The following is a 25491-nucleotide window of genomic DNA, read 5'->3' as shown; positions in this document are numbered from 1 at the left end:
CCCTCCTTCCGACATGACTGACTCTCCCCTTTCCCAGCCCACCCCAGACACCACTTACCCTGGCCAGCCTCACTACCACCTGATGGGCATCGGCGGCATTGGCATGAGTGCCTTTGCCCGGTTGCTGCGCGCGCGCGGGGCACAGGTCAGCGGCTGCGACGAGTCCAAGAGCGAACTGACCGCCCAGCTTCAGGCCGAGGGAATCGCGGTGGACATCGGTCACGCGGCGGCACATGTCACCGGCCAACTTCACGGCAAGATCGACGTTCTGGTGGCGTCGGAGGCGGTGCCCAAGTCGCACCCGGAACTGGTGGCCGCGCGGGAAGCAGGCATCGAGGTCCGCCCACGTATGGCCCTGCTGGATGAACTGCTGCGCGCCGGCCCTAGCATCGGCGTGATCGGCACGCACGGTAAGACCACCACCACCAGCATGATCGCCGTGGCGCTCGCCGGGGCAGGGCTCGACCCCTCGGCCTTCGTGGGCGGCATCGTGCCGGAATTCGGCAGCAACGCCCGCGTGGGCGCTGGGCCTTTTGTGGCGGAGGTGGACGAATCAGACCGTGCCTTCGCCGAACTGGGCAGCCAGACCGCCGTGTTCACCAACGCCGAGGACGATCATGTGGGCGGCAATCAGGCCACCTACTGGGCCACCGTCGAGGAACAACACGCCGGTTTCGCGCGGTATGTGGCGCAGTCGGACCGGGTGCTGCTGTGCGCCGACTGGCCGGGTCTGGACGAACTGTGCGCCGGGGCCAAGGAGATTCTCAGCTACGGGCAGGCACAGGACGCCGACTACCGCGCCGTGAATCTGCGCCCGGATCCGGATGGAACCTCGTTTAACGTCACTTTCCAGGGAGCGACGCTGGGTGAGGCACGCGTGGGGCTCCCCGGGGTGCACAACGTCCTGAACGCGCTGGCGGCGCTGGCGGTCAATCACCTGTACGGCGGCGAGTTCGAGGCGGCGGCGGCGGCGCTGGCTGCGTTCGGGGGACCGGGCCGCCGCTGGCAGCGAATCGGCACCCTGAACGGCGCGCTGGTGATCGACGATTACGCACACAACGCCACCAAGGTGGCCGCCGCCGTGCAAGCCGCACGCCAGACCGGGCGGCGCGTGCGGGTGGTGTTCCAACCGCACCGCTACCTGAGAACGCAGCAGAGCTGGCCCCGGCTGGCCGACGCTCTGATGGACGCCGACGAGGTGTTGCTGCTCGACATCGCTGCCGCCTCCGAGACTCCCATAGAGGGCATCCACGCCACGCTGATTTCGGAGCGGATGACCGGCAACGGGCACACGGGCGTGAGCTACCTGCCGGACCGCACCGAAGTGCTGCGGCAGCTGCGCACTTCGGCAGCCCCCGGCGACGTCATCGTGACGATGGGTGCGGGCGACGTGTGGAAGCTGGCCCGCGAACTGGTCGGGCCGGGGGCTGCCGGGGTGTCGAAGTGACCGCGACGCCTGAAAGCCGCACAGGCGCCCGGGTCCAAAGGCTCGCGCTGGCCCGCTTCACAACGCTGGGCGTGGGCGGCGAGGCCGAGGTCTGGGTCGTCACCAACCATGAGCAGCTGGCCGAGGCCATGGAAGAGCCGTACCGCATCCTGGGCGGCGGCAGCAATCTAGTGATCTCCGACCAAGGGGTGCCGGAACGGGTGATCCGTCTTAGTGGCCCGCTGGCCGAGCGTGACCTGACCCCTGACCCTGACCTGAGCGATCCGGACCGGATCGTGACCGGCTGGGTGGGCGGCGGCGTGCCCCTGCCCGGCCTGATTCGCGCGCTGCAAAAACTGGGCTACAGCAATCTGGAAGGCACCGTGGGCATTCCTGCGCAGGTGGGCGGCGCAGTCTGGATGAACGCTGGAACGCGCTACGGCGAGATGTTCGACGGTCTGCACACGTTGGAAATCGCCACGCCAGCTGGGCTCAGGGTGGTCACGCCGGATGACCTGCGCTGGGGCTACCGCGACAGCGGCATTCCACGCAACCACATCGTGACCCGGGTACGCCTGAAACTCCAGAAAAGGACGCCTGAAGAGGTTCTGGCGAAGATGACGCTGGCGGATACTGCGCGCAAGGGCCAGCCCAAGATGAAGACGCCGGGCTGCGCCTTCAAAAACCCCGGCGGCGTTGGGGCCGGACGGCTTATTGACGAGGCGGGGCTGAAGGGCACGCGGGTGGGCAACGCGCTGATTGCCCCTGAACACGCCAACTTCATCGTGAATCTGGGCGGCGCGACCGCAGCCGACGTTCACGCCCTGCTGGACCTGATCCGCCAGCGCGTGGGGGTGCCGCTGGAACTGGAGTACGAGCTGTGGCCCGGTGAGGTGCAGTTGGGGGCCTCGCTCCCAGCCCAGTGGGCACTGGAACCAACGTGAGCATCCCCGATGACGCAGCGCCGGAGGCAAAGGTTGTCTCCGCGCCCTCGCTGTCCACGCTGCGTCCGCCGTCGCGCCGCCGGTGGTGGTGGCTCGGCGGGGGTATCCTGCTGGCCGGGGCCCTGATTGCCAGTTGGTTCGCGCTGCCCATCCGTAGCGTCGAGGTGACGGGCCAACAGCACCTGAGCGCTCAGCGCGTCCGTGATCTGGCGGGCCTGACCCCACAGTTTGGCTGGTTGTACTACGGGACGTGGCGGGCGCGCGGGTTGCTGAATGATCCCTGGGTTCGTTCGGCCCTCGTCACGCGGCGTTTTCCCGACACGGTGACCGTGCAGATTAGCGAGCGTCTGCCAGTGGCCCGCTGGCAGACAGCAGATGGAACGGTGGTGGCGCTGGCGGCAGACGGCACGGTCTTGCCCAGAACCTCACAGCAAAACTCCGAATTGACCCGGCTCCCCATGATCCAGGGCTGGGGTCCGTCGCGACTGACCGAGGCCCTGAAGGTGTTGACGGTCCTGGGCGGTTACAATGTTGAGTCGGTGGCCTACACGCCAACTGGACTCAGGGCAAAAATGCCGGCTGGGTCCGTCTGGAGCGGCGACCTCAAATCCTTACTGAAGTATGCTGGGAGTATCGGCATGTATCCAAAACAGAACATCAACATCTACCCCTGGGGGGTGAGCGTCCAGGAATGAAGGACAACACGATCATCGTGGGCCTGGACATCGGGACCACCAAAATCACCACCGTTATCGGCGAGGTCGCCTCTGGCGGCGGGATCGACATTATCGGCGAAGGCACCGTGCCCAGCGAGGGCATGAAGCGCGGCAGCGTGGTTAACCTGGAACGCGCCACCCAAGCCATCAAACAGTCTGTCCTGGCCGCCGAACGGGTGGCCGGCGTCAAGGTCAGCAACGTCTACGTGTGTGTGGCGGGCAACCACGCCAAGGCGATCACCAGCCACGGTTTGGCCGCCATCCGGCGCAACCAGGAAATCGGGCAGCCGGATGTGGACCGCGCCATCGAGAACGCCCGCGCCGTGCCGCTGGATCCCAACCTCGAAATTATCCATACGTTGCCACAGGAATACGTGGTGGACGGTCAGGAAGGCATCAAGAGCGCGGTGGGCATGCACGGCGTCCGACTGGAAGTTGACGTGCACATCGTGGCTGGAACCGCCGGACCGCTGCTGAACCTGCGCCGCTGCGTGCAGGAGGCTGGCCTGCAGGTGGAGGGTTTCGTGCTCCATGTGCTGGCCTCTGGACTGGCGACGCTGGAAGCGCTGGAGCAGACCCAGACGGTCATCGTGATTGACATGGGCGGCGGCACCACGGATATTGGCGTCTTCAAGCGGGGCAATCTGGCGCACTCGGCCACCATTCCGATCGGCGGCGAACACGTGACGGCGGACCTGGCACAGATCCTCAAGATTCCCATGGAGGAGGCCGAAAACGTCAAGAAGCGTTACGGCTCGGCCCTGCCCGATCTGGCCGACCAGGACCTGACGCTGGAGATCACCACCGCGTCGGGCAGCACCCACGCCATCAGCGCCTTCGAGTTGTCGCGCATCATCAAGCCGCGCCTATCGGAGATCTTCTCGATGATCCGCGAGGAGATCGACCACACCCTCGGCCCGGCCGAGTTGGTGGCGCAGGGCGTGGTCCTGACCGGTGGCGCGTCGCTGCTGCGCGGCACGGTGGAACTGGCCCGTGACCGTTTCCGTCTGCCCGTCCGGATTGGGCGTCCGCGCGGCATCGGCGGTCTGACCGACATCGTCGGCGGCCCGGAACACGCGGCGAGTGTGGGCCTGGTGCTGTACAGCCTGGGGGAAAACGGGCGCGTGCCGCAGATCGTTTTCAAGGAACCCGAACTCCCGGCGCCCATCATCGACGATTTCAAGGACCCAGCTCTTCCGAAGCCCACCCCCAAACCCACGCCCCCAGCCTCCAAGCCAGCCACTGGCGACGCGGGCGCAGGCCTGATCAACCGGGTGCGCAACTGGCTCAAGGAATGGACCTGACGTGACGCGCTGGGCCTCAAGGAAGGCGAGAACTGAAGATCAGCTCTCACCCGGCTTGAGGCCCAGGTACACAATTTCCGCTGCACCTTATATGAGGGTGCGCTAAACTACCACCCAGAAATCGACCTCTTCCTGCCCGGCAGGATGGTGAGGCAAGGAGAAGATAGATGCAAGCGGCCAGAATTCGCGTGATCGGCTTGGGCGGGGCAGGCAACAATGCTGTCAACCGCATGATTGAATCGGGACTCGAGGGCGTGGAGTTCATCGCCGGGAACACAGACGCCCAGGTGCTGGCCAAGAGCCACGCCGAGATCCGCATTCAGCTGGGTGACCGACTGACCCGCGGGCTGGGTGCGGGTGCGGACCCGGACGTGGGCGAGAAGGCCGCCCTGGAAGACCGCGAGCACATCAAGGAATACCTGGGCGGCACCGACATGCTGTTCATCACGGCGGGCATGGGCGGCGGCACAGGTACCGGCTCCGCTCCGGTGGTGGCCCAGATCGCCCGTGAAATGGGCATTCTGACGGTGGCGATCGTCACGCGCCCCTTCCGCTTTGAAGGACCAAAACGCCTGCGGATCGCCGAGGAAGGCATCAGCAAGCTGGCCGACGCCGTCGACGGTATGATCGTGGTGGACAACGAGAAGCTGCTGACCGCTGTGGACAAAAAAGTGTCCTTCCGCGAGGCCTTCCTGATCGCTGACCGCGTGCTGTACTACGGCGTCAAGGGCATCAGCGACGTGATCAATGTCGAGGGCATGATCAACCTGGACTTCGCGGACGTGCGCAACCTACTGTCCAACAGCGGCACGGTCCTGATGGGCATCGGCGCGGGCCGGGGCGAGAAGGTCTCTGAGGAGGCCGCCATGAGCGCCATTCACAGCCCGCTGCTGGAGCGCGGGATTCAGGGTGCGCGCCGGATTCTGGTCAACGTAACGGGCAGCTACGACCTGAGCATGACCGACGCCAACGAGATTGTCGAGAAAATCCGCGAGGCCACCGGTTTCGAGGATCCCGACATTCTGTTCGGCATCACCCCTGACGAGGCGGCGGGCGACGAGGTCCGCGTGACCGTGATCGCCACCGGCTTCAACGAGACCCCCATGAGCATCGCTAGCGGCAATGCCCGTGGCAGCGTCATCGACAATATCGTCCGCCCGATCCGGGGCAGCGGCAGCAGTTACGATCCCAAGGACTACGATATCCCGGCCTTCCTGCGGAACGTCGAGCGCGAATAACCGATCACACCCGTTGAGGAGGCCAGAGCATTTGTCTCGTGGCCTCCTTTGACGATACGCCAGGACGATCGGCTGGGGGATTGGGCCAGTGCCCGCTGCATGATCTTGACAGACGCTGCATAGCGCGCTATATTTTTTATCAACACCGCCGGATGAGGCGGCTTTTTTATTGTTTTGACGGACTGGCGGTTTCCGCAACGAGAGCGGCCAGATCATCTGGAGAGTTTACGTTCCTCAAGGCGGAGGATAGGCCTGCCAGGGAAACGCACACGCAGTGCTCGGAAGGCGCGGCGAGCCGCAAGCGACGTTCACCCCTGTCCAGCAGATCCGTGACGTGCCCGAGCAGATCGCGGCGGTACAACCCCGCCAACGGTTGTGGGCGGCCCATCCTGTCAAGGGGCAGAACTGCCCGGACGGCTGGCGAGCGGGCCTGGGCCAACGCTGCCCAGAACCCGGGGGTCAGCCCTAGCAGGTCGACTCCTGTAAACGCCAGCCATTCTGTCGGCGCGTGGCGCAGGCCCGCTTCCAACCCGGCGAGCGGCCCCTCTCCGGGCCGGGTATCAGGGATGACCTTCCAGCCCGACAGGGCGTACTTGCCGGCGGGCGCGATCAGCAGGCGGGTGGGACATGCCCGCAGACTGTCGGCGACGTGCCTCAACAGAGGCTTCCCGCGCAGGAGGGCCAGCGCCTTGTCCGAGCCGAAACGGCTGGACCGTCCCCCGGCGGTGATGACCGCCGTGAAATCCCAGTCTGCAAAAGTGCCGGTCACGTGGTCCTACTCGCGCGGCCCAGCCTGACGTTCCAGCAACCGGAGGGCCCAGGCAGTCAGCCGCGGCAGCGGGCGGCCATACGGCGGGTACATCAGCCGCACTGGAGACGGGCGTGGTTCACGCAGGATGGCGCGCTCGTGACTGAAGGTCCGGAAACCGTGTTCGCCATGGTAGTTGCCCATGCCGCTGGGACCCACGCCGCCGAAAGGCAAGTGCGGATTGGTCAGGTGAATGACCGCCCCGTTAACCACCATGCCGCCGCTGGTGGTCTCCTGCTTGACCTGTTCAATGGCCCCCTCGTCCTCGGCGAACAGGTATAGGGCAAGCGGGGGGTCCAGCTGACGCACGAGCGCCAGCGCTTCTTCAAAGCTGCGGTAGGTCAGCACCGGCAGCACCGGGCCAAACAACTCCTCGCCCATCAATGGCATCCCGGGCGTCACGTCCGTGACTACGGTGGGTGAGATGAAGCGCGACGGCGGATCGAACTCGCCGCCCAGTGCCACCCGGGCGCCCCCCTCAACGCTGCGGGCCGTCAGCTTCTGGAGACGCTCGACACTGGCCGCGTCCACCATGCGTCCGTAATCGGGGCCAGCACGCAGCCACGCGCGGTCCCCGTAACGGCGGGCGATCACCGCGTCCACCTCCAGCACAAAGGCGTCGCGCATGTTTTCCGGCAGCAACACGTAATCAGGGGCCACGCAGGTCTGCCCAGCATTGAGCAGTTTGCCCCAGGCAACGCGTTCGGCTGCCGTCTTCAATTCCGCGCTGGGATGCACGATGGCGGGAGACTTGCCGCCCAGTTCCAAGGTCACGCTGCTCAGGTTCTGCGCAGCGGCGGCCATCACCTTGCGCCCAATCTCACCGCTGCCCGTGAAGAAAATATGGTCAAAGGGCAGCGTGGTCAGGGTATGGGCCACCGCGCCATCACCCTGGACCACCGCCACCAGTCGTGGCTCGAAGACACGCTCCAGCAGTTCCCGGAGGACGCGTGAAACGTTCGGGGCCTTCTCGCTGGGCTTGAGCACCACCGTATTGCCCGCCGCCAGACTGGCGACCAGCGGCGAGAGCGCCAGATTGACCGGGTAATTCCAGGGGCTGAGGATCAGGGTGACCCCGCGGGCCTGAAGCTGCACCTCGCTGTGTGCTCCGGCCAGCATCAGTGGGGTGCTGACCCGGCGCGGCGCCATCCAGCGCGGCAGGCGGCGGATAACGAACTGCAACTCTTCGAGCACCGGATGAATCTCGGTGATCTCGGCCTCGGCGCGGCTCTTGCCCAGGTCAAGGGCCAGGGCGTCGGCCAGTGCCATTCGCCCCCCCCTGATCGCGTCGTGAAGCCGCCGCAAGATCGCCTGACGCTCGGCAGCGCCTGTCTGCGCGGCTCGCCAGCGCCAGTCCCGCTGAGTCTGGAACAGGCGGCGTAGATCGATTTCGGAAGGTTGTGGCACGACGGGCAGAGGTGCAGTGGCAGTCATGGCGGAACCTCGCAGAGAAGGGAAATGGAAAGGATTGAACCCAGGATAAGTCCTGGCCGATCCTGCGACTGTGCGTGTCAGCCGTGTCCCCTCCTTCCGGACCGGTCAGTCATCGGCACAATCGGGACTCGATGAGACACCTTAAGCACTCCGTTATAAAGCAGGTGATGCGACACTCCGGGCGAGGGAGAGACGCCACACTGCGAGACGACAGACAATTCAAAGTTCCATGGAGGTCCCACTATGAAAAGTATTCTGATGCTGCCCGCCCTGGCCGTTGCCCTCAGCGCCTGCACCATGATGTCGGGCAACATGATGTCCTACACACTGACCAAGCAGCCTGCCGGGATGGCGCTGAACTCCAGCGGCACGGTCACGCCCACGACGAGCGGCACCATGGTCATGACCACCGCCAAAGTAATGGGCTTGGCCCCCAGCACCTATTACGTGGCCCACTACCACGTAATGGGCACCATGAGCACCGATCCCTGCGCCAGCGGCGGCGCCCCCATCCTGGCCAGCAAGATCGTGGGCCAGACCGACGCTACCGGCATGCTCAGCCTGTCCGGCAGCGTCGAGAAGTCGGCCATCATGGACGCCAAGTACTTCAACATTCACACGGCCACTGGCCCGGATGGCACCCCGGCAGATGCAGGTGTGGCCTGCACGCCCATTGACGTTGCCATGCTGAAGTGACCTGAGCTCAGCGAAATGAGGGAGGCCCGGCGACTCGCCGTGGCCTCCCTCATTTCGCCGTTCACAGTTACAGTCCCAGCATTCCCCGGTAGCCCTGCACGATGCTTGCGCCCCAGATCAGCGCCACCAGTGCGCCGAAGGCCAGAAAAGGACCGAATTTGACGCGGTTCTCGCTTTTGCGGGCCAGCTGAAACACGCCAATGATCGCCCCGGCGAAGACAGCCACCACCAGCGCCACCAGGAGCCGCTCCCAACCCAGAAACGCGCCGATCACGGCGGCCAGCTTCACGTCGCCGAAGCCCATCGCGCTGGCATCGTACTGCTCGTCTGCGCCGTCGGCCTCTGCTCCCTGCCGGTGCTTGAACCACCAATACACGCCAGCCACCAGGGACACTGCCCCTGCCGCCGCCAGCGAACCCTGCACCATTAGAATCAGGCCGGGACCGATGCCCGCACTGCCCACCACCACGCTCAGCAACAGGCCACCCAGGGTCAGGGCCTCCGGTACGCGGACGACGCGCCGGCTGACCGCATTGACCACCGCCGACAGCAGGCCCACGCCCGCACCCCACCACGGCCCCAGCCAGGCGCCCGCCAGCAGCCCAACACTGATCTGCTGAAAACCGACAGGAAATTCCGGATACTGCCGCTCGCGGAATCGGCGCAGCACCCACGAGCCGAACTGGTTGATGGCGACGAGCAAGCCCGCGCCCAGCAGGGCGCCGTTGACCGCTCCCGCCAGATCAGGCAGCCCCTCCACACCGTTCCGTCCATTGAAAAAGCCGAAAAGCAGGCCCAGCGCGACGCCCGGCAGGGTCAGTTCGTCGGGGATGGTGTAGGTGTCCAGGTCAATCGCACTGCCCACCAGCAGCAGCGTGAACAGCAGCATCAACCCCAGGCTGCCCGCGCCGTAGGTGGCAATGGGAAACAGCAGGGCGATGGTGGCATAGCCCAGTCCGGTCAGCGCCTCCACGATCGGATAGCGGGTTTTGATCGGCGCGCGGCAATAGCGGCACTTGCCTCCCAGCGACAGCCAGGAAAACAGAGGCACCAGATCGCGCGGGCTGAGGCCGTGGTCACAGTGGGGGCAGTGGCTGGGCGGAAAGGCGATGTTCTCGCCGCGCGGCAGCCGCCAGATCAGCACATTGGAAAACGATCCCACCAGCAGGCCGAACAGACCAGCGAAGACCACCAGCAACACGTCAAGGCTCACCGGAGAAGTGTAAGCGTCCCGGCCTTACAGTGGCCTTCCACATCACCTCCGCCCTCACGGGCGGCTGTACGGAACGTTCCCGGAGGTCAGCCACCCTTTTCGGCAGACCCCGCCCCAGGGATTGGGCAGGTGGCCTTCCGACGCTCAGGCACTTCGCAGCCCACCCCGTCCTTATTGAGCTGGCCTTTTGACTGCGTTCCAACTTGCCGATTCCTGAGTGGAGCAGTGGAATACTAGTGAAATATACCGGGGAAGACTCTGCCCTTTTCGGTCAGAGCCCCTTGCTAAGTGCCTCATCCTGCACCCCGTCCACATCTATTCCGCCGACTCCGGCGTCTCCAAAGGTCTTTGAACATGACGCAAACTCCCACAGCAACCACTTCCACCATTCCTGCTCCCCGCACTCCCGCGCTGCCGCAGATCATTCAGGGCGGCATGGGCGTGGGCATCTCGCACTGGGAGCTGGCGAAGGCCGTTTCCCGGATCGGGCAGCTGGGGATCGTGTCCTGCACCGGCATCGACAACGTGCTGGTGCGACGCCTGCAGGACGGGGATGAGGGCGGCCACGTGCGCCGCGCCCTGGCCGCCTACCCCAACCAGGAGCGCGCCGAGAAGGTTATCAGGATGTACTTCCTGGAAGGCGGGCGCGCCCCCGGCCAGTCGTACCGCCGTGTGCCTCTACCCACCGTAACCAAGCACGGCGCGGCCTGGGAGCTGGGTGTGATGGGCAGCTTCGTCGAGGTGTTCCTGGCGCGCGAGGGGCATGACAATCCAGTGGGCGTCAACCTGCTCACCAAGCTGCAACTGCACACTGTCCCGGCCCTCTACGGCGCGATGCTGGCCGGAGCCGACGTCGTGATCATGGGTGCGGGCATTCCGCGTGAGATTCCAGGCGTTCTGGACGCCTTCGCGGCGGGGGGGCAGGCCTCGATCAAGCTAGACGTCAAGGGCGGGGAAGCGGCCGTTCTCACCTTCGATCCCACCGAATACGGACTGGAGCGGCGCGAGTTGAAGCGCCCGAAGTTCTACCCCATTGTCACCTCGCACATTCTGGCAGGGGTGCTGATGAAGAAGGCCAGCGGTTCGGTAGAGGGTTTCGTGATCGAGGGTCCCACCGCCGGGGGCCACAATGCGCCGCCACGCGGGAATCCCACGTTCGACGAGTCCGGCCAGCCGATCTACGGCGAGCGCGACATCGCCGATCTGGATGAGATGAAAAAGCTCGGCCTGCCGTTCTGGCTGGCGGGCAGTCGAGCCACCCCCGAAGCCTTGCAGGAAGCGCTGGCGCGCGGCGCAGCGGGCATTCAGGTGGGCACGCTATTCGCGTACTGCGCCGACAGCGGTCTGCGCGACGACCTACGGGAGCAGGTTCATGGGCTGACGAAGGAGGGTGGGGTGGACGTCTACACCGATCCCCTGGCCTCCCCTACCGGATTCCCGTTCAAGGTGGTGCAGCTGAGTGATACCCTGGCCAGCCCCGAGTTGTACGCGGCGCGCCCACGCGTGTGCGACATCGGCTACCTGCGTGAAGCCTACGCCGCCGAGGACGGCAAAACGGGGCTGCGCTGCGCCGCCGAACCCGTGGATGCCTATCTGTCCAAGGGGGGCAAAATTGAGGACACCGTGGGCCGCAAATGCCTGTGCAACGCCCTGATGACCGACGCCGGATACGCTCAGGTACAGAAGGGCGGGTACGTGGAAGATTCACTGATGACCAGCGGCGACAGCCTGAATGACATCGCCGCGTGGCCGCTTGGGTACCGGGCAGAGGATGTCGTCGAGTTCCTGCTGGGGCGCTATACGCCGGGAGCATAGGCAGCAGCAAAAAAGCTGGGGACCGCAGGAAAGAGATGCGGTCCCCAGCTTTTTTGCCAATCTAGAGCGGCCTCAGTGATGCCCCCCGAAATGCCCCAACTGTGGCACATTCGGCTTCCACTCGGGGCGTTCCACCACTTCCCCGAACAGATCGTATTCGTCGCTGTCCTCAATCCGGACGCGCACGATATCGCCAATTTTAATCTGACCCGCGAAGTCGCCTGCGAACAGGTAGACCTGCCCATCAATGCCAGGAGCGTCGCCCTTGGTCCGTCCGATCAGACGTGTTCCCGGCGCATCGTCTTCGTCGTCGTTGAACTCGTCGATGATCACGTCCATCACGCGCCCCACCTTCTCGGCCAGACGCTCGGTGCTGATGCGCTGGGCCACCTCCATGAAGCGGGCGAGGCGATCCTGTTTCACGTCGTCTGGCACGGGATCCGGCAGCGCGTTGGCGTCGGCTTCCTCCACGTCCGAGTAGGCGAAGGCGCCCACACGGTCCAGCCTCGCGTCCTCCAGGAAGGTCAGCAATTCCTGGAACTCTTCCTCCGTCTCGCCAGGGAAGCCCACGATAAAGGTGCTGCGGATGGTCAGTTCGGGGCAGATGGTGCGCCAGCGCCGGATGGTGTCCAGCTGCTTGCCCGCGCCGGGCCGCCGCATCAGTTTCAGGATGCGGGGCGAGGCATGTTGCAGCGGCACGTCCAGGTACGGCAGGATTTTGCCCTGCGCCATCAATTCCACGATTCTGTCCACGTGCGGGTACGGGTAGACGTAGTGCATGCGCACCCACGCGCCCATTTCCCCCAGCTTGACGGCCAGATCGGTCAGGTGGGCGCGGACCTGTTCGCCCTGAAACTCGGACTCGCGGTAGCGCAGGTCCACCCCGTAGGCGGAGGTGTCCTGCGAGATCACCATCAGTTCCTTGGTGCCGCCCGCGATCAACCGGAAGGCCTCGTACAGCACCGCGCCAGCGTCGCGTGACACCTGCAGGCCGCGCAGCTTGGGAATGATGCAAAACGCGCAGGTGTGGTTACAGCCCTCGGCGATCTTGACGTAGGCGTAGTGCCGGGGCGTCAGCTTGATGGTGGGCGCGAACACGTCGCCGTGTCTGGCCAGCTCGCGCTCAGGACGCATTCCGGGAGCAGCGACAGGCAGGACGCCAGTAAACTCGTCCGTCTCGATGGGAAGCAGCTCGCGCACGTGCATCATCACGTCGTCCACGGCCTCGCTGCCGGTGATGGCGGCGACTTTGGGGTGACGCTCCAGGATCTTCTCGGGGCGCTCTCCCAGGCAACCGGTGACGATCACGCGGCCCGTGGCGTCCAGCGCCTCACCGATGGCGCTCAGGGACTCCTCCACGGCGGGCGTGATGAAGCCGCAGGTGTTGACCACCACAGCGTCCGCGCCCTCGTAGCTGGGGGACACCTCATAGCCCTCCACGCGCAGCTGGGTCAGGATACGCTCGCTGTCCACCAGTGCCTTGGGGCAGCCCAGGCTGATAAAGCCGACCTTACGGGTGGGCCGTTCCTGCTTGTTCACCGTCGCAGGTGAATCGATCATTTGCGTCATGCGCTCTCCTCCGTCCTCTCGCCTCTCTGTGCCGGAGGCAGGGTCAGCCCGTCAGTCTACAGGAAAGCGGAAGCCTGAAGCAGGCCGCAGTTCACGAATCCCCGGAGGCGGAGGGAGCCAGTCCCTATTCTTCTGCCGCACGCGCCCCAATTCGGGAACCGATGTCGCGCCGCAGCTGCGCGCCCGCAAATTCCACCCGGTCCGCCAGCGCGTAGGCGCGCGCCAGAGCGGTGTTCAGCGTCGGAGCGACAGCGGTCACGGCCAGTACCCGCCCGCCACTGCTCTGCAGCTCTCCATCCACTTCACGGGTTCCGGCGTGGTAGATCACCTCTCCCACGCCGATACTGGGCAGGCCCAGCGGCACGCCGCGCACCGGATCGCCAGGGTAGCCGGGAGCCGCCAGGATGATGACCGCGCTGGCCTCGTCGCCAAAGTGGACGGTCTGCGGGTCGAGTTGTCCGGTCGCCGCGTCCAGGCAGTGCTGCGCAAGGTCACTGCCGAGCAGCGGCAGCACAGCCTCGGCCTCGGGGTCACCGAAGCGGGCGTTGAACTCCACCACCCTGGGGCCGTCCGGCGTCAGCATCAGCCCGGCGTACAGCACACCCCTAAAAGGCAGGCCCTCGGCCCGCATTCCGGCCAGGGTGGGGGCGATGATGCGCTCACGGATGACCGCCAGATCGCCGTCCGACAGCGGAAAGGGGCATACCACACCCATGCCGCCGGTCATGGGACCGGTGTCGCCCTCGAAGATGGTCTTGTGGTCCTGGCTGGGCGGGGTCAGGGCGAAGCGCTCGCCATCGGTGAGGGCCAGCACCGACACCTCCTGCCCGGTCATGAAGTCCTCGATGACGGCGCAGGCATCCGGCACGCTGAAGATGTCGTGCAGAGCAGCCACAGCTTCGGCCCCGCTGCGGGCAATCGTCACGCCCTTGCCCGCCCGTAATGCAGCGTCCTTGATCACGATGGGCGCAGACAGGGTTTCCAGGTGCGCCAGCGCCTCGTCCAGATCAGTGAAAGTGGCGTGCTGCGCTGTGGGGATGCCGTGCCTGTGCATGAACGCCTTGCTCCAGCCCTTGTCGCCTTCCAGGCGGCTGGCCGCCCGGGTCGGGCCGAAGGCAGGAACACCGCGCGCCGTACAGGCATCCACCACGCCCGCCGCCAGATAGGCTTCTGGACCAACGATGACCACGTCCGCCGCCTCGCGCACGGCCAGTTCGGCCAGCGTATCGGCGTCCTGGGGGCTGTCCAGAATGCGGGCGAGCTGGGCGATGCCAGGATTGCCCGGAGTACACAGCACCGTATGGCCCTGCCGAGCGCAGGCGTGGACGATGGCGTGTTCGCGCCCGCCGCTACCAATGACCAGGACGTTCAAGACGGACGCACCGCTTTTTTCTGCCAGTAGCGCATCAAGCCCTGCACGCTCATCCACGGCGGACAGGCGAAATCGTAGCGGGAGGGCAGATCCTCACCTTCCGCCAGCAGTTCCTGCATCAGCACTTTGGTATACGCCTCAGAGATCGTCTCAAAGTCCTGTTCCGCCTCCATTCCGGCGTGGATCCGCCGCGCGTCCAGCTCCATCTTGTCCAGCAGCCCGTCCCAGTGGGCAGCCTCGTGGGGATAGCTGCCGAAATGGGCCAGATGCAGGGTCCCGGCGTCCCGTTCGCGCAACGCCGCCACGCTCTGTCTCCAGACTTCCAGATTGATATCCGGCGGCGGCGTGGGCGCACGCGGGGTCTGGCGCGTGTCCAGACGCACTCCGCCCACGTCTCCCACGAACAGATCCGGCCCGATGTGGTAGGCCAGATGGTGAACCGCGTGGCCCGGCGTGTACAGGGCGTCCACGGCGAGGTTGCCGATCTGAAGTGTTTCGCCGCCCGCCAGCACGGTCAGTTTCTCAGGTGGAATAGGCAGCATCTCGCCCCACAGGCGATCCATCGCGTCACCGTAGATCTGGGTGGCACTGGCCACCAAGCGTTCCGGGCTGGCCAGGTGTTTTGCGCCGCGCTCATGAACGTAGGCCCGCGCCCCCGGCACCCGCGCGAGGATGGTTCCGGCGGCCCCAGCATGGTCAAAGTGGATATGCGTGAGCAGCAGATGGCGCACGTCGTCCAGCGTCGCGCCCAGTGCCTCCAGGCGGGCGCTCAGCGCGGGCAGGGTGCTGCTTGGCCCGGTGTCCACCACCGCCAGCCCATCCCCGGTGTCGAGAAGGTAGGAGGCGATCACGCCGGGAGTGTTCTGAAACTTCAGGTCGATCGTCTGCACGCCCTTCACGGCGCTGCCCATGCCCGTCACGCGGCGCCTGCCACGCGCGCCACAGCCAGCAGGGCAGCGGCGGCGAACTGCACGAAGGCCACCGTTCGCAGCGCTCCCGCATTCGGCGCAGCCTTGAGCGGCCCCATGCTGAGCATCAGGATAAAGGTCGCGCTGAGCAGGATGAACCCGCAGAAAATCCAGAGAGCCATGGGGCACAGGATACTGTCCGGGTTGCGCCCGGGGCCGGGAAAGACAGATCTTCAGCCTGTCGGTCTACCGCCCTCTTGTGGTCAGCGCGATCAACGCGTCCCAGTCGTCCGGCTGCCGTGGATCGTCCAGGGCGGTGCGGTTACGGCCCGTGAACCCACACCTGGCGCACTGGTGGACGATGATCCAGCCTTTCTTTCCGCTCTGCTCTGCGCCTACCGGCACCAGTAGACCGTGGCAGGTGCTGGCGCGGTCACCGGGCAAGACGTCCACATGCAGGCTGTGCAGACACGCAGGGCAATGGTTGCGGACGCTGCCGTTGGTCAGTGGCAGGACCTGTATGCCGCAGTGCTGGCACACAAAGGAGTTGTTGGTACCCTGCACGACGAAGCGGCGGCCCGCCGTGTCAGTCACGCCTTGCCTCTCAGCTGCCGCCCCCGCGCTGCCCAGCGGGAGTCCAGAAAAGCGCGAATGACGGCGGTGCCCACCAGCGCGGTGCCCAGCAGCAGGTAAGCCAGCCCGGCCCCACTGACCACCCAGCCCTGCCACGCCACCGAACCGGCCAGCATGCCGACCACGAACACCACCAGCCCTGCCACCATGCAAAACCCCACAGTCAGCCGCCACGCCCACACGCTGCCGCGCCAGACGTTAAACAGCAGAACACCAGTGGCGATGGCATACAGCAGGTTGCGCGTCCAGTCCGCCGTCTGCCCCTGCACCAGCCCAGCCACGAACGGCGTGATCGTCACCATGAAAATGCCGACCAACACGGCCAGGGTCGGCGTGCGTCCGGCCTCGGCCTGCTGCGCGTTGTGGGGGGAAGAGGCGGCCATCAGACCCCTATTTCAGCATGGCTGGGGCGGGACAATTGGGAGGCAGGAGGGATCATGAGCGTCGGGGAGTTCCGCCGCACGGGGAGCTGAGCCCGCACAAGTGCGAGTGCGTGAGCGACTTTCTGCCCACACTGCGTGGTCAAACCAGTCCCACACTGTTTCACGGAGCGAAACCTACGCCGGAGCCCCGGAGTGAAACCTGAAGAAGACGTGCCCTATCCAATGTTCGGATAGGGCACGCCCTTCTGCCCCCTCTACTTCTTCTGCAATACGGCGATGTACGCCTTCAAGGCGTCCGCCGCACGGCCCTGCTTGAAGGGGTTGAACTTGCTGGGATCGAACTGGCCGCCCTGTGCGTTCTGGCCGCCTGCCGCGCCCTGACCACCGGGACGCTGACCACCGAAACCACCGCCAAAGCCGCCGGGCACGCCGGGAATCCGCACACCTCCCTGCCCCTGCCCGCCTGCGCCGTTCGTCCCACGCTGGGCACGCTGGGCGGCCCGCTGCTGCTCGGCCTTGAGCATCAGGCCGTCCAGCGCGGTGAGCTGCTTGTCGGTCAGAAGTTTGTCCTCGATCTGCGACAGGTACTTCTTGGCGTCATTGGGCTGCACACTCGTCGCCTTCTGCAGGGCGGTTAGGATCGGCAACAATTGCTTGGCCTGTGCTTTGGTCAGGGCGGTGGCCTTGTTTTTCTCCAGTTCAGGCAGCAGACGAATATCCTGTGCCAGATCGTTGATGGACTGGAATTGCGCCATGCGGGCGCGCATTTCCGGCGTCATCTGGCGGTTCGGGGTGTTCTGCTGCGCCGAGGCGAAGGCGGAGAGGATCAAAACGCTGGTCAGGAAGAGGCTGTTTTTCATGGGCGTTGCTCCTTGGAGTGAGGTGTGGGAATCAAGACGTGGGCGGTCAAGCTCATTCGTAACGCAGGCTGTCCACCGGGTCTAACCGCGCGGCCCGCGCGGCCGGGTAGTAGCCGAAGAAGATGCCCACCAGGGCGCTGAAGATGAAGGCGATGATGATGGGTGTGGGAGAGAAGACGGGCGCGATGCTGAAGAACTTGCCCGCATAGGCCGCCGCGATGCCCAGGCCCAGGCCAATCACACCGCCGCCGATGGACAGCAGCGACGCCTCCACCAGAAACTGCGTGAGGATGTCGCGCGGCTTGGCCCCCAGCGCCTTGCGAACGCCGATCTCGCGGGTGCGCTCGGTGACCGACACCAGCATGATGTTCATGATGCCGATGCCGCCCACCAGCAGGCTGATCCCTGCGATGGCCCCCACCAGGATGGTCAGCGTCGAGGTGATGGCGTTCAGGCTCGCCAGACTGTCGGCCTGGTTCTGCACCTGAAAGTCTAGGTTGTCGGGATCGGTCTGATCATGACGCACGCTGAGCAGATCGGTCACGTCGGTCTGGAGCTGAGTCAGATCCTTGGCGTTGCTGGCCGAGAGGTATACGTTGCTGACGGTGGGCTGCCCCCCCGCACTGTTGGTGCGCGAGAAGCGCTGGAGGTAGGTGCTCAGGGGAATCAGAACCTGGCTGTTGGCATTGCCGAAGCCGCTGTTGCCCTTGTCTGGCAGCACGCCCACCACCGTGAAGGTCACGCTGCCCAGGCGGATCTTCTGGTTCAGGGCGTCCGTGTCCACAGCACCCTCGCCCCACAGGTCAACCAACACTTGGTGGCCGATGACCGCCGTACGCTTGCGTCCATCCACGTCGGCCTGCGTGAAGTAGTCCCCGGCCTCTACCGGGCTGTTGCGGACCGTGGCGTAGGCGGGCCACGTGCCCACCACGCTGGCCTGGGTGTTCAGGCTGCCCAGCTTGGCCTGCACGTTGCTGTTGACGGTGGGGGCCACGCCCGAAACGCGGTCTCCGAAGGCAGCGGCCAGCGCCTCGGCGTCCTTGACGGTAATGGTCTGGCGGGGGCCGCCCCGCACCAGACTCCCACCCCCGCCGCCACGCGCGCTCTGGACCGTCAGCAGGTTGGTGCCCAGTGATTCCAGCCGGTCGGTGACGCCCGCCGTGCTGCCCTGCCCGATGGCGGTCAGCGCCACCACCGCCGCCACGCCGATGATCACGCCCAGCGCGGTGAGGATCGAACGCATGGGCGTGCCGACAATGGCCCGCCACGCAATCGTGAAGGCCCCGCCCAGACCGATGCCGCCCCGACGCACGGGCGGCGCAGACCGCTCCGCCGCCCGTTCCTGCTGGGGCTCGGAGGTGGTGGTCATGGGCCTGACCGCCTGTCTGCCCGTCTGGGGGTCTGTCGCTCATCGGATTCCACCAGGCCGTCACGCACGCGGATGATGCGCTCGGCGTAGGCGCCGATCTCCGGCTCGTGCGTGACCAGCACCACCGTGGTGCCCTCGGCATGCAATTCACCGAACAGGGCCATGACCTCCTCGCCGGTGCGGGTGTCCAGGTTGCCCGTCGGCTCGTCGGCCAGCAGCAGGCGGGGGCTGCCTGCCAGGGCGCGGGCCACCGCCACGCGCTGTTTCTGCCCGCCGCTGATCTGACTGGGCAGATTGCGGGCCTTGTCCTCCAGGCCCACGCGGCGCAGCACGTCAAGGGCACGTTCGCGGCGCTCGGCGGCAGTCACCCCGGCGTAGGTCAGCGGCACCTCCACGTTTTCCAGCAGGTTCAATCTGGGCAACAGGTGAAAGGCCTGGAACACGAAGCCGATGTCGGTGTTGCGGGCCTCGGCGCGCTCGTTCTCGCTGAGGGTGGTCACGTCGCGCCCGCCCAGGACGTAGCTGCCCGCACTGGGGCGGTCCAGCAGGCCGATGATCTGCATCAGGGTGGTCTTGCCGCTGCCCGACGGCCCCATCAGCGCCACCATCTCGCCCTGAACGATCTGCACGTCCACACCTTTGAGGGCCTCGAAGACCACATCGCCCTGCTCGTAGACCTTGCGAATGCCGCGCAGATCCACGACGGGCGGCGGCGAAATCACAGGCCCAGTCGCTTGAATTGCGCGTGGAGCGGTCATGGCTGACCTCCAAACCCGCCGCCAGGGGGGCCTCCGCCAAAGCCACCCGTGTTGCGCGTGCCCGAGCTGCCAGAGGTCGAGGTGCTGCGCGCCGTGCCGGGCACGATCACTTCCTGCCCGGCGGCCAGCCCGTCGGTGATCACCGTATTGGTGCCGTCGGTGGCCCCCGTCGTGACGCGTACGCGCTCAGGCTCCGCACCGGGCACCTCCACGTAACTGCGGTTCCGGACCGTCTGGATGGCTTTGCTGGGAACGATCAGCCCACGTTCCTGACTCTGGATGATCTCGGCCTCAGCGGTCATGCCGCTGCGCAGCTGACCGTCCGGATTGGGCAGCGTGACCGTGGCGGTGAACACGCTGATGCCGCTGGACTGCGTGGCCCCTGGCGACACTCGCGCCACCTTGCCGGTGAAGGTCTGACCGTCGTAGGCGTCCAGCGTCACTTCCGCCGTCTGTCCGGCCTGCACGCCCGCGATCTCGGTCTCGTCGATCTGCACGGGCAAATTCAGGGTGCTGTCGTCCAGGATGGTCAGGATGGTGGTGCCGCTGTTGACCACCGTGCCCGCGTCGGCGCCCACCGTACTAACCACGCCACTGATCGGCGCGTACAGCTTGAGGCTGGCGCGCGACTGCTGCGCGGTTTCCAGAGCGGTTTGCGCCTGCTGCACCGCGATCTGGGCGCCGCGCAGGTTCTCGGCGTCGCTGCTCTGGCCTGTGCTGCTCTGGGTCTGGGCGGCGTTCAGGGACGCGCGGGCGCTGGCCAGCGCGAGTTCTGCCTTGGTCACGTTGGCCTGCGCGGTGTTCAGATCGGCGTCCGACAGCGCGCCGATGGCGTGGAGTTGCCGCTGCCCGTCCAGGGTGCGCTGCGTCTCCGCCAGGGTCTGCTGCGCCTGCGCGACGCTGTTCTGCGCGCTGCTCACGCTGCTGCCCCGCTGCGCCGCGCTGCTGGCCTGGTTGGCGCGTGTGGCGTCCAGACTGGCACGGGCCTTGTCCAGATTCAGTTGTGCGGTCTGAACATTCTGCTCCACCGTGTCGCTGCTCAGGCGGGTCAGCAGTTGCCCCCTGGTGACGCGCTCGCCCACCGGCGGCACAGCGCCCACGGTGCCCGCCTGATCGGCCCCGACCGTGCGGGTGGCCCCTGCCTCCAGTGTGCCAGGGCCATTGACGCTGATCCGAACCATGCCTCGCTGCACTGTTGCCGTGGACACTGTGGGAGCAGCCACGGCAGTCTCGGCCCCGGTGCGGGCCAGATAGAGGCCGCCCCCCACGCTGCCCAGCAGCAGCGCCCCCAGCACGAACAGCGGCCAGCGCCGGGGCCGGGCCGTGCTGCCACGCGCGGGGGAAGACGTGGTGGTCACAGCGCCCCGCCAATACCGGTCAGGTTCTGCCCGCTGGCGACGGACAGGGCGGCCAGGGCCTCGAGCACGTTGTCCTGCGCCTGCAGGCGGGCAAACTGCGCCTTCTTGAGCGCCAGTTGCGAATTCTGCAGTTCGACGGGGCTGATGGTTCCGCTCCTGAGCCGCGCCGCATCCTGGTTGTAGGTTTTGAGGGCAGCGGCTTCACGCGCCTGCGCCACGCCCAGCAGTTCGGAGCTGTTCTGGGCCGTCTGGTACGCGCTGGCGAGGGCCTGCGTGGCACTCTTCACGGCGCTGTCCAGGCTGCGCTGCGCGTTTGCCAGGGCTGTGCGGGCGTCCTGAAGGGTACGGGCTGGGGTGAAGTCGTTGTCGGCCAGCTTGACGTTCAGCTGCGCGGCAGCCAGATCGTTGTTCGCCGACACCTGCGAGGTCAGCGTGCCAAGACCCGCCTGCAACTTGCTCAGGGTGGCGCCGAGTTTCGGCACCGTGGCCACGCCTGCCGCCCGGACGCCCCCGCCCAGCCCGGTCAGGGTGGACAGCCGCGCGCTGGCGAGGCCCACCTGCGCCCTGGCGTCTGCCAGATTCTGCTGGCTGCCCGCCAGGGTGTTTTGCGCGCCCTCCACGTCCAGCGCGGTGGCGTTGCCGACGTTCTGCTTGACCTGCGCCACCTGCACCGCCTTGCTGTCCACCGCCACCTGCAGGGTCTGGAGGTTCACATTCTCCTGCGCTTCCAGCAGCGCCGTAAAGGCCGTGACCGTGCTCTGCAGGGTGTTCAGCCGTGCGCCTCGCAGCGCCGCCTGGGCCTGGGCCTGCCCGCCGGACGCGCTCAGCTTGGCGGCCACCAGCGCGCTGGGATCGGCCTGCGCGGCGCGGTTGACGGCAGAAGCCTTGTCCAGATTGGCCTGCGCGGTCTTCACGTCGGCGTTGTTGGTCAGGGCGGCGGTGACGGCGGCAGTGGCGGTCACGCTGGGCGCACTCTGGGCCAGCGCCGGGGGAACGAGCAGCAGGGAGGCGGTCAGGAGGAGTCTTTGGCGTGGTGTCGTGCGGTTCATCGGGAGCCTCCGGCAGCGTTCTGAAGTTGAAGCAGGTTGGTCTGGGCGGTGATGCGCGCGGCCAGCAGGTCACGCTGGGCCGTCGCCAGTTCGAGTTCGGCGGCGCTCACGTCGTCCGCCGTCCCGGTGCCTGCCTCCAGGCGGGTCCGGGCCGTCTGCAGGGCAAGTTGCGCCACCTCCACCGCCGTCGCGCGGGTCTGCACGGTGATCAGTCCCGTTTGCAGGGTGCTGTAACGGATTCGCACGTCCAGCTCCACGTTCTGCTGAGCCACGTTCAGCGACAGTTGCGCCTGCGTGACACTGGCCTCTGCGGCAGAGAGCTGGGCTTTCTGACCCGGCGAATACACCACGTAGCTGCCCGTCACGCTGGCGCTCAGGCGGTTGGCACTCTGGGCGGACCCCCCCAGCGGCAGGCTGTAGCCCGCGCTGAGGGTGCCCTGCTGCAGGTTCAGGGCCGTGGTCAGGCCGCCGCTGCCCCCGGGGCCGTAGCGGACGCTGGCGGTCACGTCGGGCAGCGTGGCCTCGCGCTGCTGCGTGGCCAGGTCATCCTGTGCGGCACCCAGGGTGTTCTGCGCCGCGATCACCTCGCTGCGCGTGGCCCTGGCCTGTGCCACCAGCGCCGCCACATCGGGCAGGGTCACGGTGTCGGGCGGCTGGGTGCTGAACGTCACGTCTCCCACCGCACCCCCCAGTGCCGCTTCCAGCCCTCGCCGCGCGGCGTCCAGACTGGCGGCGGCCTGCAAGCCTGCGCCCTGGGCAGCCTGCACGGCGGCCTGGGCGCCCAGCACGTTCCCGGCGGTGGCGTTGCCGCTGCTCTGCTGGGTCTGGGCCACGGTCAACTGTCGCTGCCGCAGGGCCAGCGTGCGGGCCGCGATGTCCACCTCCTGTGTCGCCAGCACGGCAGCGAAATACTGCTGCGCCACGTTCAGCCGCGCCGAATTCTGGGCGTCGGTCAGCCTGGCCTGGGCCAGCGCCAGACCGCGTTCGGCTCCCCGCAGCCCGCTCTGGTTGCTGGACCACGGCAACACGCCCAGGCTGACGTTCACGCCCGCCGCGCCGCTCGTGCTGCCCGCCGTGACCGTGCCGTCCGCTGCCGTGAGCGGGCCGCTGTAGGCCGCGTTGCCGCTGACGCTGATCGTGAGGCCCAGCGCCGTGCGGGCCGCGTTCAGCCCCGTCTGGGCGGTCTGCACACTCAGACGCGCGGCGGTCACACTGGGGGCAGCGTCCAGACGGGCCAGGGCGTCCTCCAGGGTCAGGGGCGCGCCAGTCTGCGCCGAGGCCGCGCCGCACAGGGCCAGTGTCAAGAGTGACAGACGCCAGGGAGGCGGCCTTGAGTGTCGGGGAACGTTCATGGCCGCAGTCTGGGCGCCCCCTGCGAACACTCCGCGCAGGCTTTTCGAAGATTTATCGAAGATGATTTTCAGCCCGCTGAGAGAGCCTGAAGCCCAGATTGAGGGCCGCCCAAGCCGCCTTTGTCCTTCGCCCAGTCTTCATGCGGTGGGCTTAAGGTGAAAGCATGAATGGGACTCGTGGCACCCCGCTGGCCATTGGCCGAAGGCAGACGACAAGCACACCTCCAGCCCTCCCGACGTCTGGCGCCCGCCCATGAGCGCCCTGCTGCTGATCGTGGAGGACGAGCCGCAACTCGCCGAGGTGCTCGAAGCCTACGCCCGTCAGGAGGGCTACCGCACCGAGCGTGCCGGGGACGGCCTTGCGGCCCTGAGTGCCTTCCGGGCCATCAGCCCAGATCTGATCCTACTGGACGTGATGCTGCCTGGAAAGAGCGGCCTGGACGTGCTGAAGACGGTGCGGGCGGACGGCGGCACCCCCGTCATCCTGGTCACGGCCCGCGCCGAGGAAACCGATCAGATCGTGGGGCTGGAACTGGGCGCGGACGATTACGTGGTCAAGCCGTTCCGACCGCGTGAGGTGATGGCCCGCGTGAAAGCGGTGCTGCGCCGTGCGAGCGCCGCGCTAGAGGACGCCGAGAGACCGATCCGGGTGGGGCCGCTGGAGGTTGATCCGCGCGCCGTGATCGCCCGGGTGAACGGTCAGGCGCTGACCCTGACCCCCGCCGAATTCCGGCTGCTGTCGCATCTGGCCGAGTCGCCGGGCCGCGCCTTTACCCGCGAGGAGCTGCTGGCGGCCGCTCTGCCCGACTCCGAGGCGCTGGAGCGCGTGGTGGACGCACATCTGGCCGGGGTGCGGCGCAAGCTGGAGGGGGCAGGAGCGGCAGGACTGCTGCGAACCGTGCGTGGGGTGGGCTACCGGCTGGAGGTTGCCGGTTGAACCGAACGCCAGCCCCCCGCAAGCGGCGCGGCCTCTCGCTGGGGTTCACGCTGCTGCTGGCGATGCTGGCGGTGGTGGGGCTGTCGGTGGGCAGCACCTTCGTGTTTTCCAATCTGGCCGTGCAGGGCGAGTTTCGCCGCCTGCCGCCGGAAGTCCAGCAGTACCTGCGGGCCCAGCAGGAGGCGCAGCGCCGCGGCGAGGTGATCGTGGCCGTACCGACGCCGCAGATTCGGACCGGCACGCCCGCCGATCCGTACCTGCCCCCCGGACGCAGCAGCCCGGACGTGAACGGCGTGGTGCGGGGCGCAGGCGGCAACGACATCCTGATCGAAGCTGGCGCCAGGGTGCGGGGCCGGGACGACGGCAGCGGGCCGCCCAGGGGCTTCACGCCCCGCACCCAGGATTTTCTGGAGAACATTCAGGAAAACCTGCTGCGTGTGGGGGTGCTGGCCGCCGCCGTCTCGGCGCTGCTAGCACTGTTTCTCTCTCGCCGTCTGGCCCAGCCCATTCTGGCCGTCTCGGCGGCGGCGGCGGGACTGGCCAAGGGGGATCTGAGCGTCCGCGCGCCGGTGCTCAGCGGCGAACGCGAGCTGGCCGAGCTGGCGGGCAACTTCAACGAGATGGCCGATAATCTCCAGACGCTGGAAAACGAGCGGCGGCAGGCGGTGGCCGACATCGCCCATGAGTTGCGCACGCCGCTGGCGATCATGCAGGCGCGGCTGGACGCGCTGGAGGACGGCGTGTACACCCTGAGTCCCGAACAGGTGGCGCTGCTCAGCCAGCAGACTCAGCAACTCACGCGGCTGGTGGACGATCTGCGGACGCTGACGCTCGCCGAGGCGGGCCGCCTGAGCCTGCACCCGGAAGCGGTGGATCTGACCGGCCTGACCGCCAGGGTGGTGCGTGATCTGGATGACCGGGCCGGGGCGCGGGGCATCACATTACAGCTGCAGGCGCCGTCGCCCATCCCGCTCCGCGCCGACGCCGGACGGGTGCGTCAGATTGCCGTGAATCTGCTGGAAAATGCCCTGCAACACGCGGCCCGACGGATTCAGGTCAGCGTGGAGGTCGACGGCGCTGTGGCGTGGCTGCATGTGGACGACGACGGCCCTGGAATCCCCGAACAAAGCCGTGAGGCCGTGTTCACCCGTTTCACCAGGCTGGACAGCAGCCGCACGCGCGGCACAGGGGGCAGTGGCCTGGGACTGGCGATTGTGCAGCAGCTGGCCCAGGCCCACGGGGGCGCAGCCTGCGCCGAGCAGAGTCCGCTGGGTGGGGCGCGGTTCACGGTGCGCTTGCCGGTGGCTGCCGGAGAGGAGGCGCACGCCTCGCCCTAAGGTTGCGCCGCT

24 protein-coding genes are annotated in these 25491 nt (G+C 66.9%); 9 read left to right on the top strand and 15 right to left on the bottom strand.

Annotated features, from left to right (window positions below; all coding sequences use genetic code 11):
• Window positions 1–13 precede the first annotated feature (13 nt).
• The 5 genes from murC (at window position 14) to ftsZ (ending at window position 5628) form a co-directional block, all read left to right on the top strand.
• Window positions 14–1447, top strand: coding sequence for a UDP-N-acetylmuramate--L-alanine ligase (gene murC, locus HNQ08_RS03810; RefSeq protein WP_184127787.1), 1434 nt, complete (start codon window positions 14–16; stop codon window positions 1445–1447).
• Window positions 1444–2370, top strand: a complete 927-nt coding sequence (locus HNQ08_RS03805; protein WP_184127786.1) for a UDP-N-acetylmuramate dehydrogenase — start codon at window positions 1444–1446, stop codon at window positions 2368–2370. Before murC ends, HNQ08_RS03805 begins: the two co-directional genes overlap by 4 nt.
• Window positions 2367–3065: an FtsQ-type POTRA domain-containing protein gene (locus tag HNQ08_RS03800; protein WP_229789781.1), complete on the top strand. Its 699-nt coding sequence runs from the start codon at window positions 2367–2369 to the stop codon at window positions 3063–3065. The genes HNQ08_RS03805 and HNQ08_RS03800 overlap by 4 nt, the downstream gene beginning before the upstream one ends.
• Entirely contained in the window at window positions 3062–4390 is a 1329-nt protein-coding gene (gene ftsA, locus HNQ08_RS03795; RefSeq protein WP_184127785.1) for a cell division protein FtsA, read from the top strand. The genes HNQ08_RS03800 and ftsA overlap by 4 nt, the downstream gene beginning before the upstream one ends.
• 167 nt (window positions 4391–4557) lie before the next feature.
• Window positions 4558–5628, top strand: a complete 1071-nt coding sequence (gene ftsZ, locus HNQ08_RS03790; protein ID WP_184127784.1) for a cell division protein FtsZ — start codon at window positions 4558–4560, stop codon at window positions 5626–5628.
• 166 nt (window positions 5629–5794) lie between these two features.
• Here the strand turns inward: ftsZ and mobA are convergent, their stop codons facing one another.
• Complete coding sequence (gene mobA / locus HNQ08_RS03785) at window positions 5795–6397, bottom strand: molybdenum cofactor guanylyltransferase (protein WP_184127783.1); 603 nt, start codon at window positions 6395–6397, stop codon at window positions 5795–5797.
• Between the two features lie 6 nt (window positions 6398–6403).
• On the bottom strand, window positions 6404–7870 hold the full coding sequence (locus tag HNQ08_RS03780; protein WP_184127782.1) for an aldehyde dehydrogenase family protein: 1467 nt from the start codon (window positions 7868–7870) through the stop codon (window positions 6404–6406).
• 243 nt (window positions 7871–8113) lie between these two features.
• Between HNQ08_RS03780 and HNQ08_RS03775 the strand changes: the two genes are divergently transcribed.
• Window positions 8114–8566 (top strand): superoxide dismutase, encoded by a 453-nt coding sequence (locus HNQ08_RS03775; protein ID WP_184127781.1) that lies wholly within the window; start codon window positions 8114–8116, stop codon window positions 8564–8566.
• Window positions 8567–8633: 67 nt separating this feature from the next.
• Here the strand turns inward: HNQ08_RS03775 and HNQ08_RS03770 are convergent, their stop codons facing one another.
• Entirely contained in the window at window positions 8634–9779 is a 1146-nt protein-coding gene (locus HNQ08_RS03770) for a prepilin peptidase (RefSeq protein WP_184127780.1), read from the bottom strand.
• Between the two features lie 354 nt (window positions 9780–10133).
• Between HNQ08_RS03770 and HNQ08_RS03765 the strand changes: the two genes are divergently transcribed.
• Window positions 10134–11594 (top strand): nitronate monooxygenase, encoded by a 1461-nt coding sequence (locus HNQ08_RS03765; RefSeq protein ID WP_229789783.1) that lies wholly within the window; start codon window positions 10134–10136, stop codon window positions 11592–11594.
• A gap of 72 nt (window positions 11595–11666) precedes the next feature.
• On the opposite strand, the gene rimO is transcribed toward HNQ08_RS03765, so the two are convergent.
• The 12 genes from rimO to HNQ08_RS03705 all read right to left on the bottom strand — a co-directional run bounded on the left by rimO (window position 11667) and on the right by HNQ08_RS03705 (window position 23205).
• Window positions 11667–13163: a 30S ribosomal protein S12 methylthiotransferase RimO gene (rimO, locus tag HNQ08_RS03760; protein ID WP_184127779.1), complete on the bottom strand. Its 1497-nt coding sequence runs from the start codon at window positions 13161–13163 to the stop codon at window positions 11667–11669.
• Window positions 13164–13287: 124 nt separating this feature from the next.
• On the bottom strand, window positions 13288–14535 hold the full coding sequence (gene purD, locus HNQ08_RS03755; RefSeq protein ID WP_184127778.1) for a phosphoribosylamine--glycine ligase: 1248 nt from the start codon (window positions 14533–14535) through the stop codon (window positions 13288–13290).
• Window positions 14532–15446 carry an MBL fold metallo-hydrolase gene (locus tag HNQ08_RS03750; RefSeq protein ID WP_221284011.1) on the bottom strand — a complete coding sequence of 305 codons (915 nt, stop codon included), beginning with the start codon at window positions 15444–15446 and terminating at the stop codon, window positions 14532–14534. The genes purD and HNQ08_RS03750 overlap by 4 nt, the downstream gene beginning before the upstream one ends.
• Before the next feature lie 5 nt (window positions 15447–15451).
• A complete protein-coding gene (locus tag HNQ08_RS03745) occupies window positions 15452–15625 on the bottom strand; it encodes a hypothetical protein (protein WP_184127777.1) in 174 nt (57 codons plus the stop codon).
• Between the two features lie 64 nt (window positions 15626–15689).
• Entirely contained in the window at window positions 15690–16037 is a 348-nt protein-coding gene (locus HNQ08_RS03740; RefSeq protein ID WP_229789785.1) for an RNHCP domain-containing protein, read from the bottom strand.
• A complete protein-coding gene (locus tag HNQ08_RS03735) occupies window positions 16034–16459 on the bottom strand; it encodes a hypothetical protein (protein ID WP_184127776.1) in 426 nt (141 codons plus the stop codon). The genes HNQ08_RS03740 and HNQ08_RS03735 overlap by 4 nt, the downstream gene beginning before the upstream one ends.
• Window positions 16460–16713: 254 nt before the next feature.
• Window positions 16714–17319 carry a hypothetical protein gene (locus HNQ08_RS03730; protein ID WP_184127775.1) on the bottom strand — a complete coding sequence of 202 codons (606 nt, stop codon included), beginning with the start codon at window positions 17317–17319 and terminating at the stop codon, window positions 16714–16716.
• 52 nt (window positions 17320–17371) lie between these two features.
• Window positions 17372–18688: an ABC transporter permease gene (locus HNQ08_RS03725; protein WP_184127774.1), complete on the bottom strand. Its 1317-nt coding sequence runs from the start codon at window positions 18686–18688 to the stop codon at window positions 17372–17374.
• Entirely contained in the window at window positions 18685–19446 is a 762-nt protein-coding gene (locus tag HNQ08_RS03720; protein WP_184127773.1) for an ABC transporter ATP-binding protein, read from the bottom strand. Before HNQ08_RS03720 ends, HNQ08_RS03725 begins: the two co-directional genes overlap by 4 nt.
• Window positions 19443–20804 (bottom strand): efflux RND transporter periplasmic adaptor subunit, encoded by a 1362-nt coding sequence (locus HNQ08_RS03715; protein ID WP_184127772.1) that lies wholly within the window; start codon window positions 20802–20804, stop codon window positions 19443–19445. Before HNQ08_RS03715 ends, HNQ08_RS03720 begins: the two co-directional genes overlap by 4 nt.
• Complete coding sequence (locus tag HNQ08_RS03710; protein WP_184127771.1) at window positions 20801–21853, bottom strand: TolC family protein; 1053 nt, start codon at window positions 21851–21853, stop codon at window positions 20801–20803. The genes HNQ08_RS03715 and HNQ08_RS03710 overlap by 4 nt, the downstream gene beginning before the upstream one ends.
• Window positions 21850–23205, bottom strand: a complete 1356-nt coding sequence (locus tag HNQ08_RS03705; protein WP_184127770.1) for a TolC family protein — start codon at window positions 23203–23205, stop codon at window positions 21850–21852. The genes HNQ08_RS03710 and HNQ08_RS03705 overlap by 4 nt, the downstream gene beginning before the upstream one ends.
• Window positions 23206–23458: 253 nt before the next feature.
• On the opposite strand from HNQ08_RS03705, the gene HNQ08_RS03700 reads away from it, so the two are divergent.
• Window positions 23459–24142 carry a response regulator gene (locus HNQ08_RS03700; RefSeq protein WP_184127769.1) on the top strand — a complete coding sequence of 228 codons (684 nt, stop codon included), beginning with the start codon at window positions 23459–23461 and terminating at the stop codon, window positions 24140–24142.
• Entirely contained in the window at window positions 24139–25479 is a 1341-nt protein-coding gene (locus HNQ08_RS03695; RefSeq protein ID WP_229789787.1) for a sensor histidine kinase, read from the top strand. Before HNQ08_RS03700 ends, HNQ08_RS03695 begins: the two co-directional genes overlap by 4 nt.
• Window positions 25480–25491 lie beyond the last annotated feature (12 nt).

Origin of the sequence: Deinococcus humi (genome assembly GCF_014201875.1) — a bacterium.
In the GTDB taxonomy this organism is placed as follows: Bacteria; Deinococcota; Deinococci; order Deinococcales; family Deinococcaceae; genus Deinococcus; species Deinococcus humi.
The sequence above is the reverse complement of the archived record's forward strand: the minus strand, read 5'-3'. Positions and strand labels throughout refer to the sequence as shown.

Excerpts from the sequence above, each read along its gene's own strand:
- HNQ08_RS03775 (WP_184127781.1), top strand. The coding sequence starts at position 8,114 with ATGAAAAGTATTCTGATGCTGCCCGCCCTGGCCGTTGCCCTCAGCGCC.
- HNQ08_RS03750 (WP_221284011.1), bottom strand. The coding sequence starts at position 15,446 with ATGGGCAGCGCCGTGAAGGGCGTGCAGACGATCGACCTGAAGTTTCAG.
- HNQ08_RS03725 (WP_184127774.1), bottom strand. The coding sequence starts at position 18,688 with ATGACCACCACCTCCGAGCCCCAGCAGGAACGGGCGGCGGAGCGGTCT.
- HNQ08_RS03735 (WP_184127776.1), bottom strand. The coding sequence starts at position 16,459 with ATGGCCGCCTCTTCCCCCCACAACGCGCAGCAGGCCGAGGCCGGACGC.
- HNQ08_RS03720 (WP_184127773.1), bottom strand. The coding sequence starts at position 19,446 with ATGACCGCTCCACGCGCAATTCAAGCGACTGGGCCTGTGATTTCGCCG.
- HNQ08_RS03705 (WP_184127770.1), bottom strand. The coding sequence starts at position 23,205 with ATGAACGTTCCCCGACACTCAAGGCCGCCTCCCTGGCGTCTGTCACTC.
- rimO (WP_184127779.1), bottom strand. The coding sequence starts at position 13,163 with ATGACGCAAATGATCGATTCACCTGCGACGGTGAACAAGCAGGAACGG.
- HNQ08_RS03780 (WP_184127782.1), bottom strand. The coding sequence starts at position 7,870 with ATGACTGCCACTGCACCTCTGCCCGTCGTGCCACAACCTTCCGAAATC.
- HNQ08_RS03730 (WP_184127775.1), bottom strand. The coding sequence starts at position 17,319 with ATGAAAAACAGCCTCTTCCTGACCAGCGTTTTGATCCTCTCCGCCTTC.
- HNQ08_RS03765 (WP_229789783.1), top strand. The coding sequence starts at position 10,134 with ATGACGCAAACTCCCACAGCAACCACTTCCACCATTCCTGCTCCCCGC.
- ftsA (WP_184127785.1), top strand. The coding sequence starts at position 3,062 with ATGAAGGACAACACGATCATCGTGGGCCTGGACATCGGGACCACCAAA.
- murC (WP_184127787.1), top strand. The coding sequence starts at position 14 with ATGACTGACTCTCCCCTTTCCCAGCCCACCCCAGACACCACTTACCCT.
- HNQ08_RS03700 (WP_184127769.1), top strand. The coding sequence starts at position 23,459 with ATGAGCGCCCTGCTGCTGATCGTGGAGGACGAGCCGCAACTCGCCGAG.
- ftsZ (WP_184127784.1), top strand. The coding sequence starts at position 4,558 with ATGCAAGCGGCCAGAATTCGCGTGATCGGCTTGGGCGGGGCAGGCAAC.
- HNQ08_RS03745 (WP_184127777.1), bottom strand. The coding sequence starts at position 15,625 with ATGGCTCTCTGGATTTTCTGCGGGTTCATCCTGCTCAGCGCGACCTTT.
- HNQ08_RS03710 (WP_184127771.1), bottom strand. The coding sequence starts at position 21,853 with ATGAACCGCACGACACCACGCCAAAGACTCCTCCTGACCGCCTCCCTG.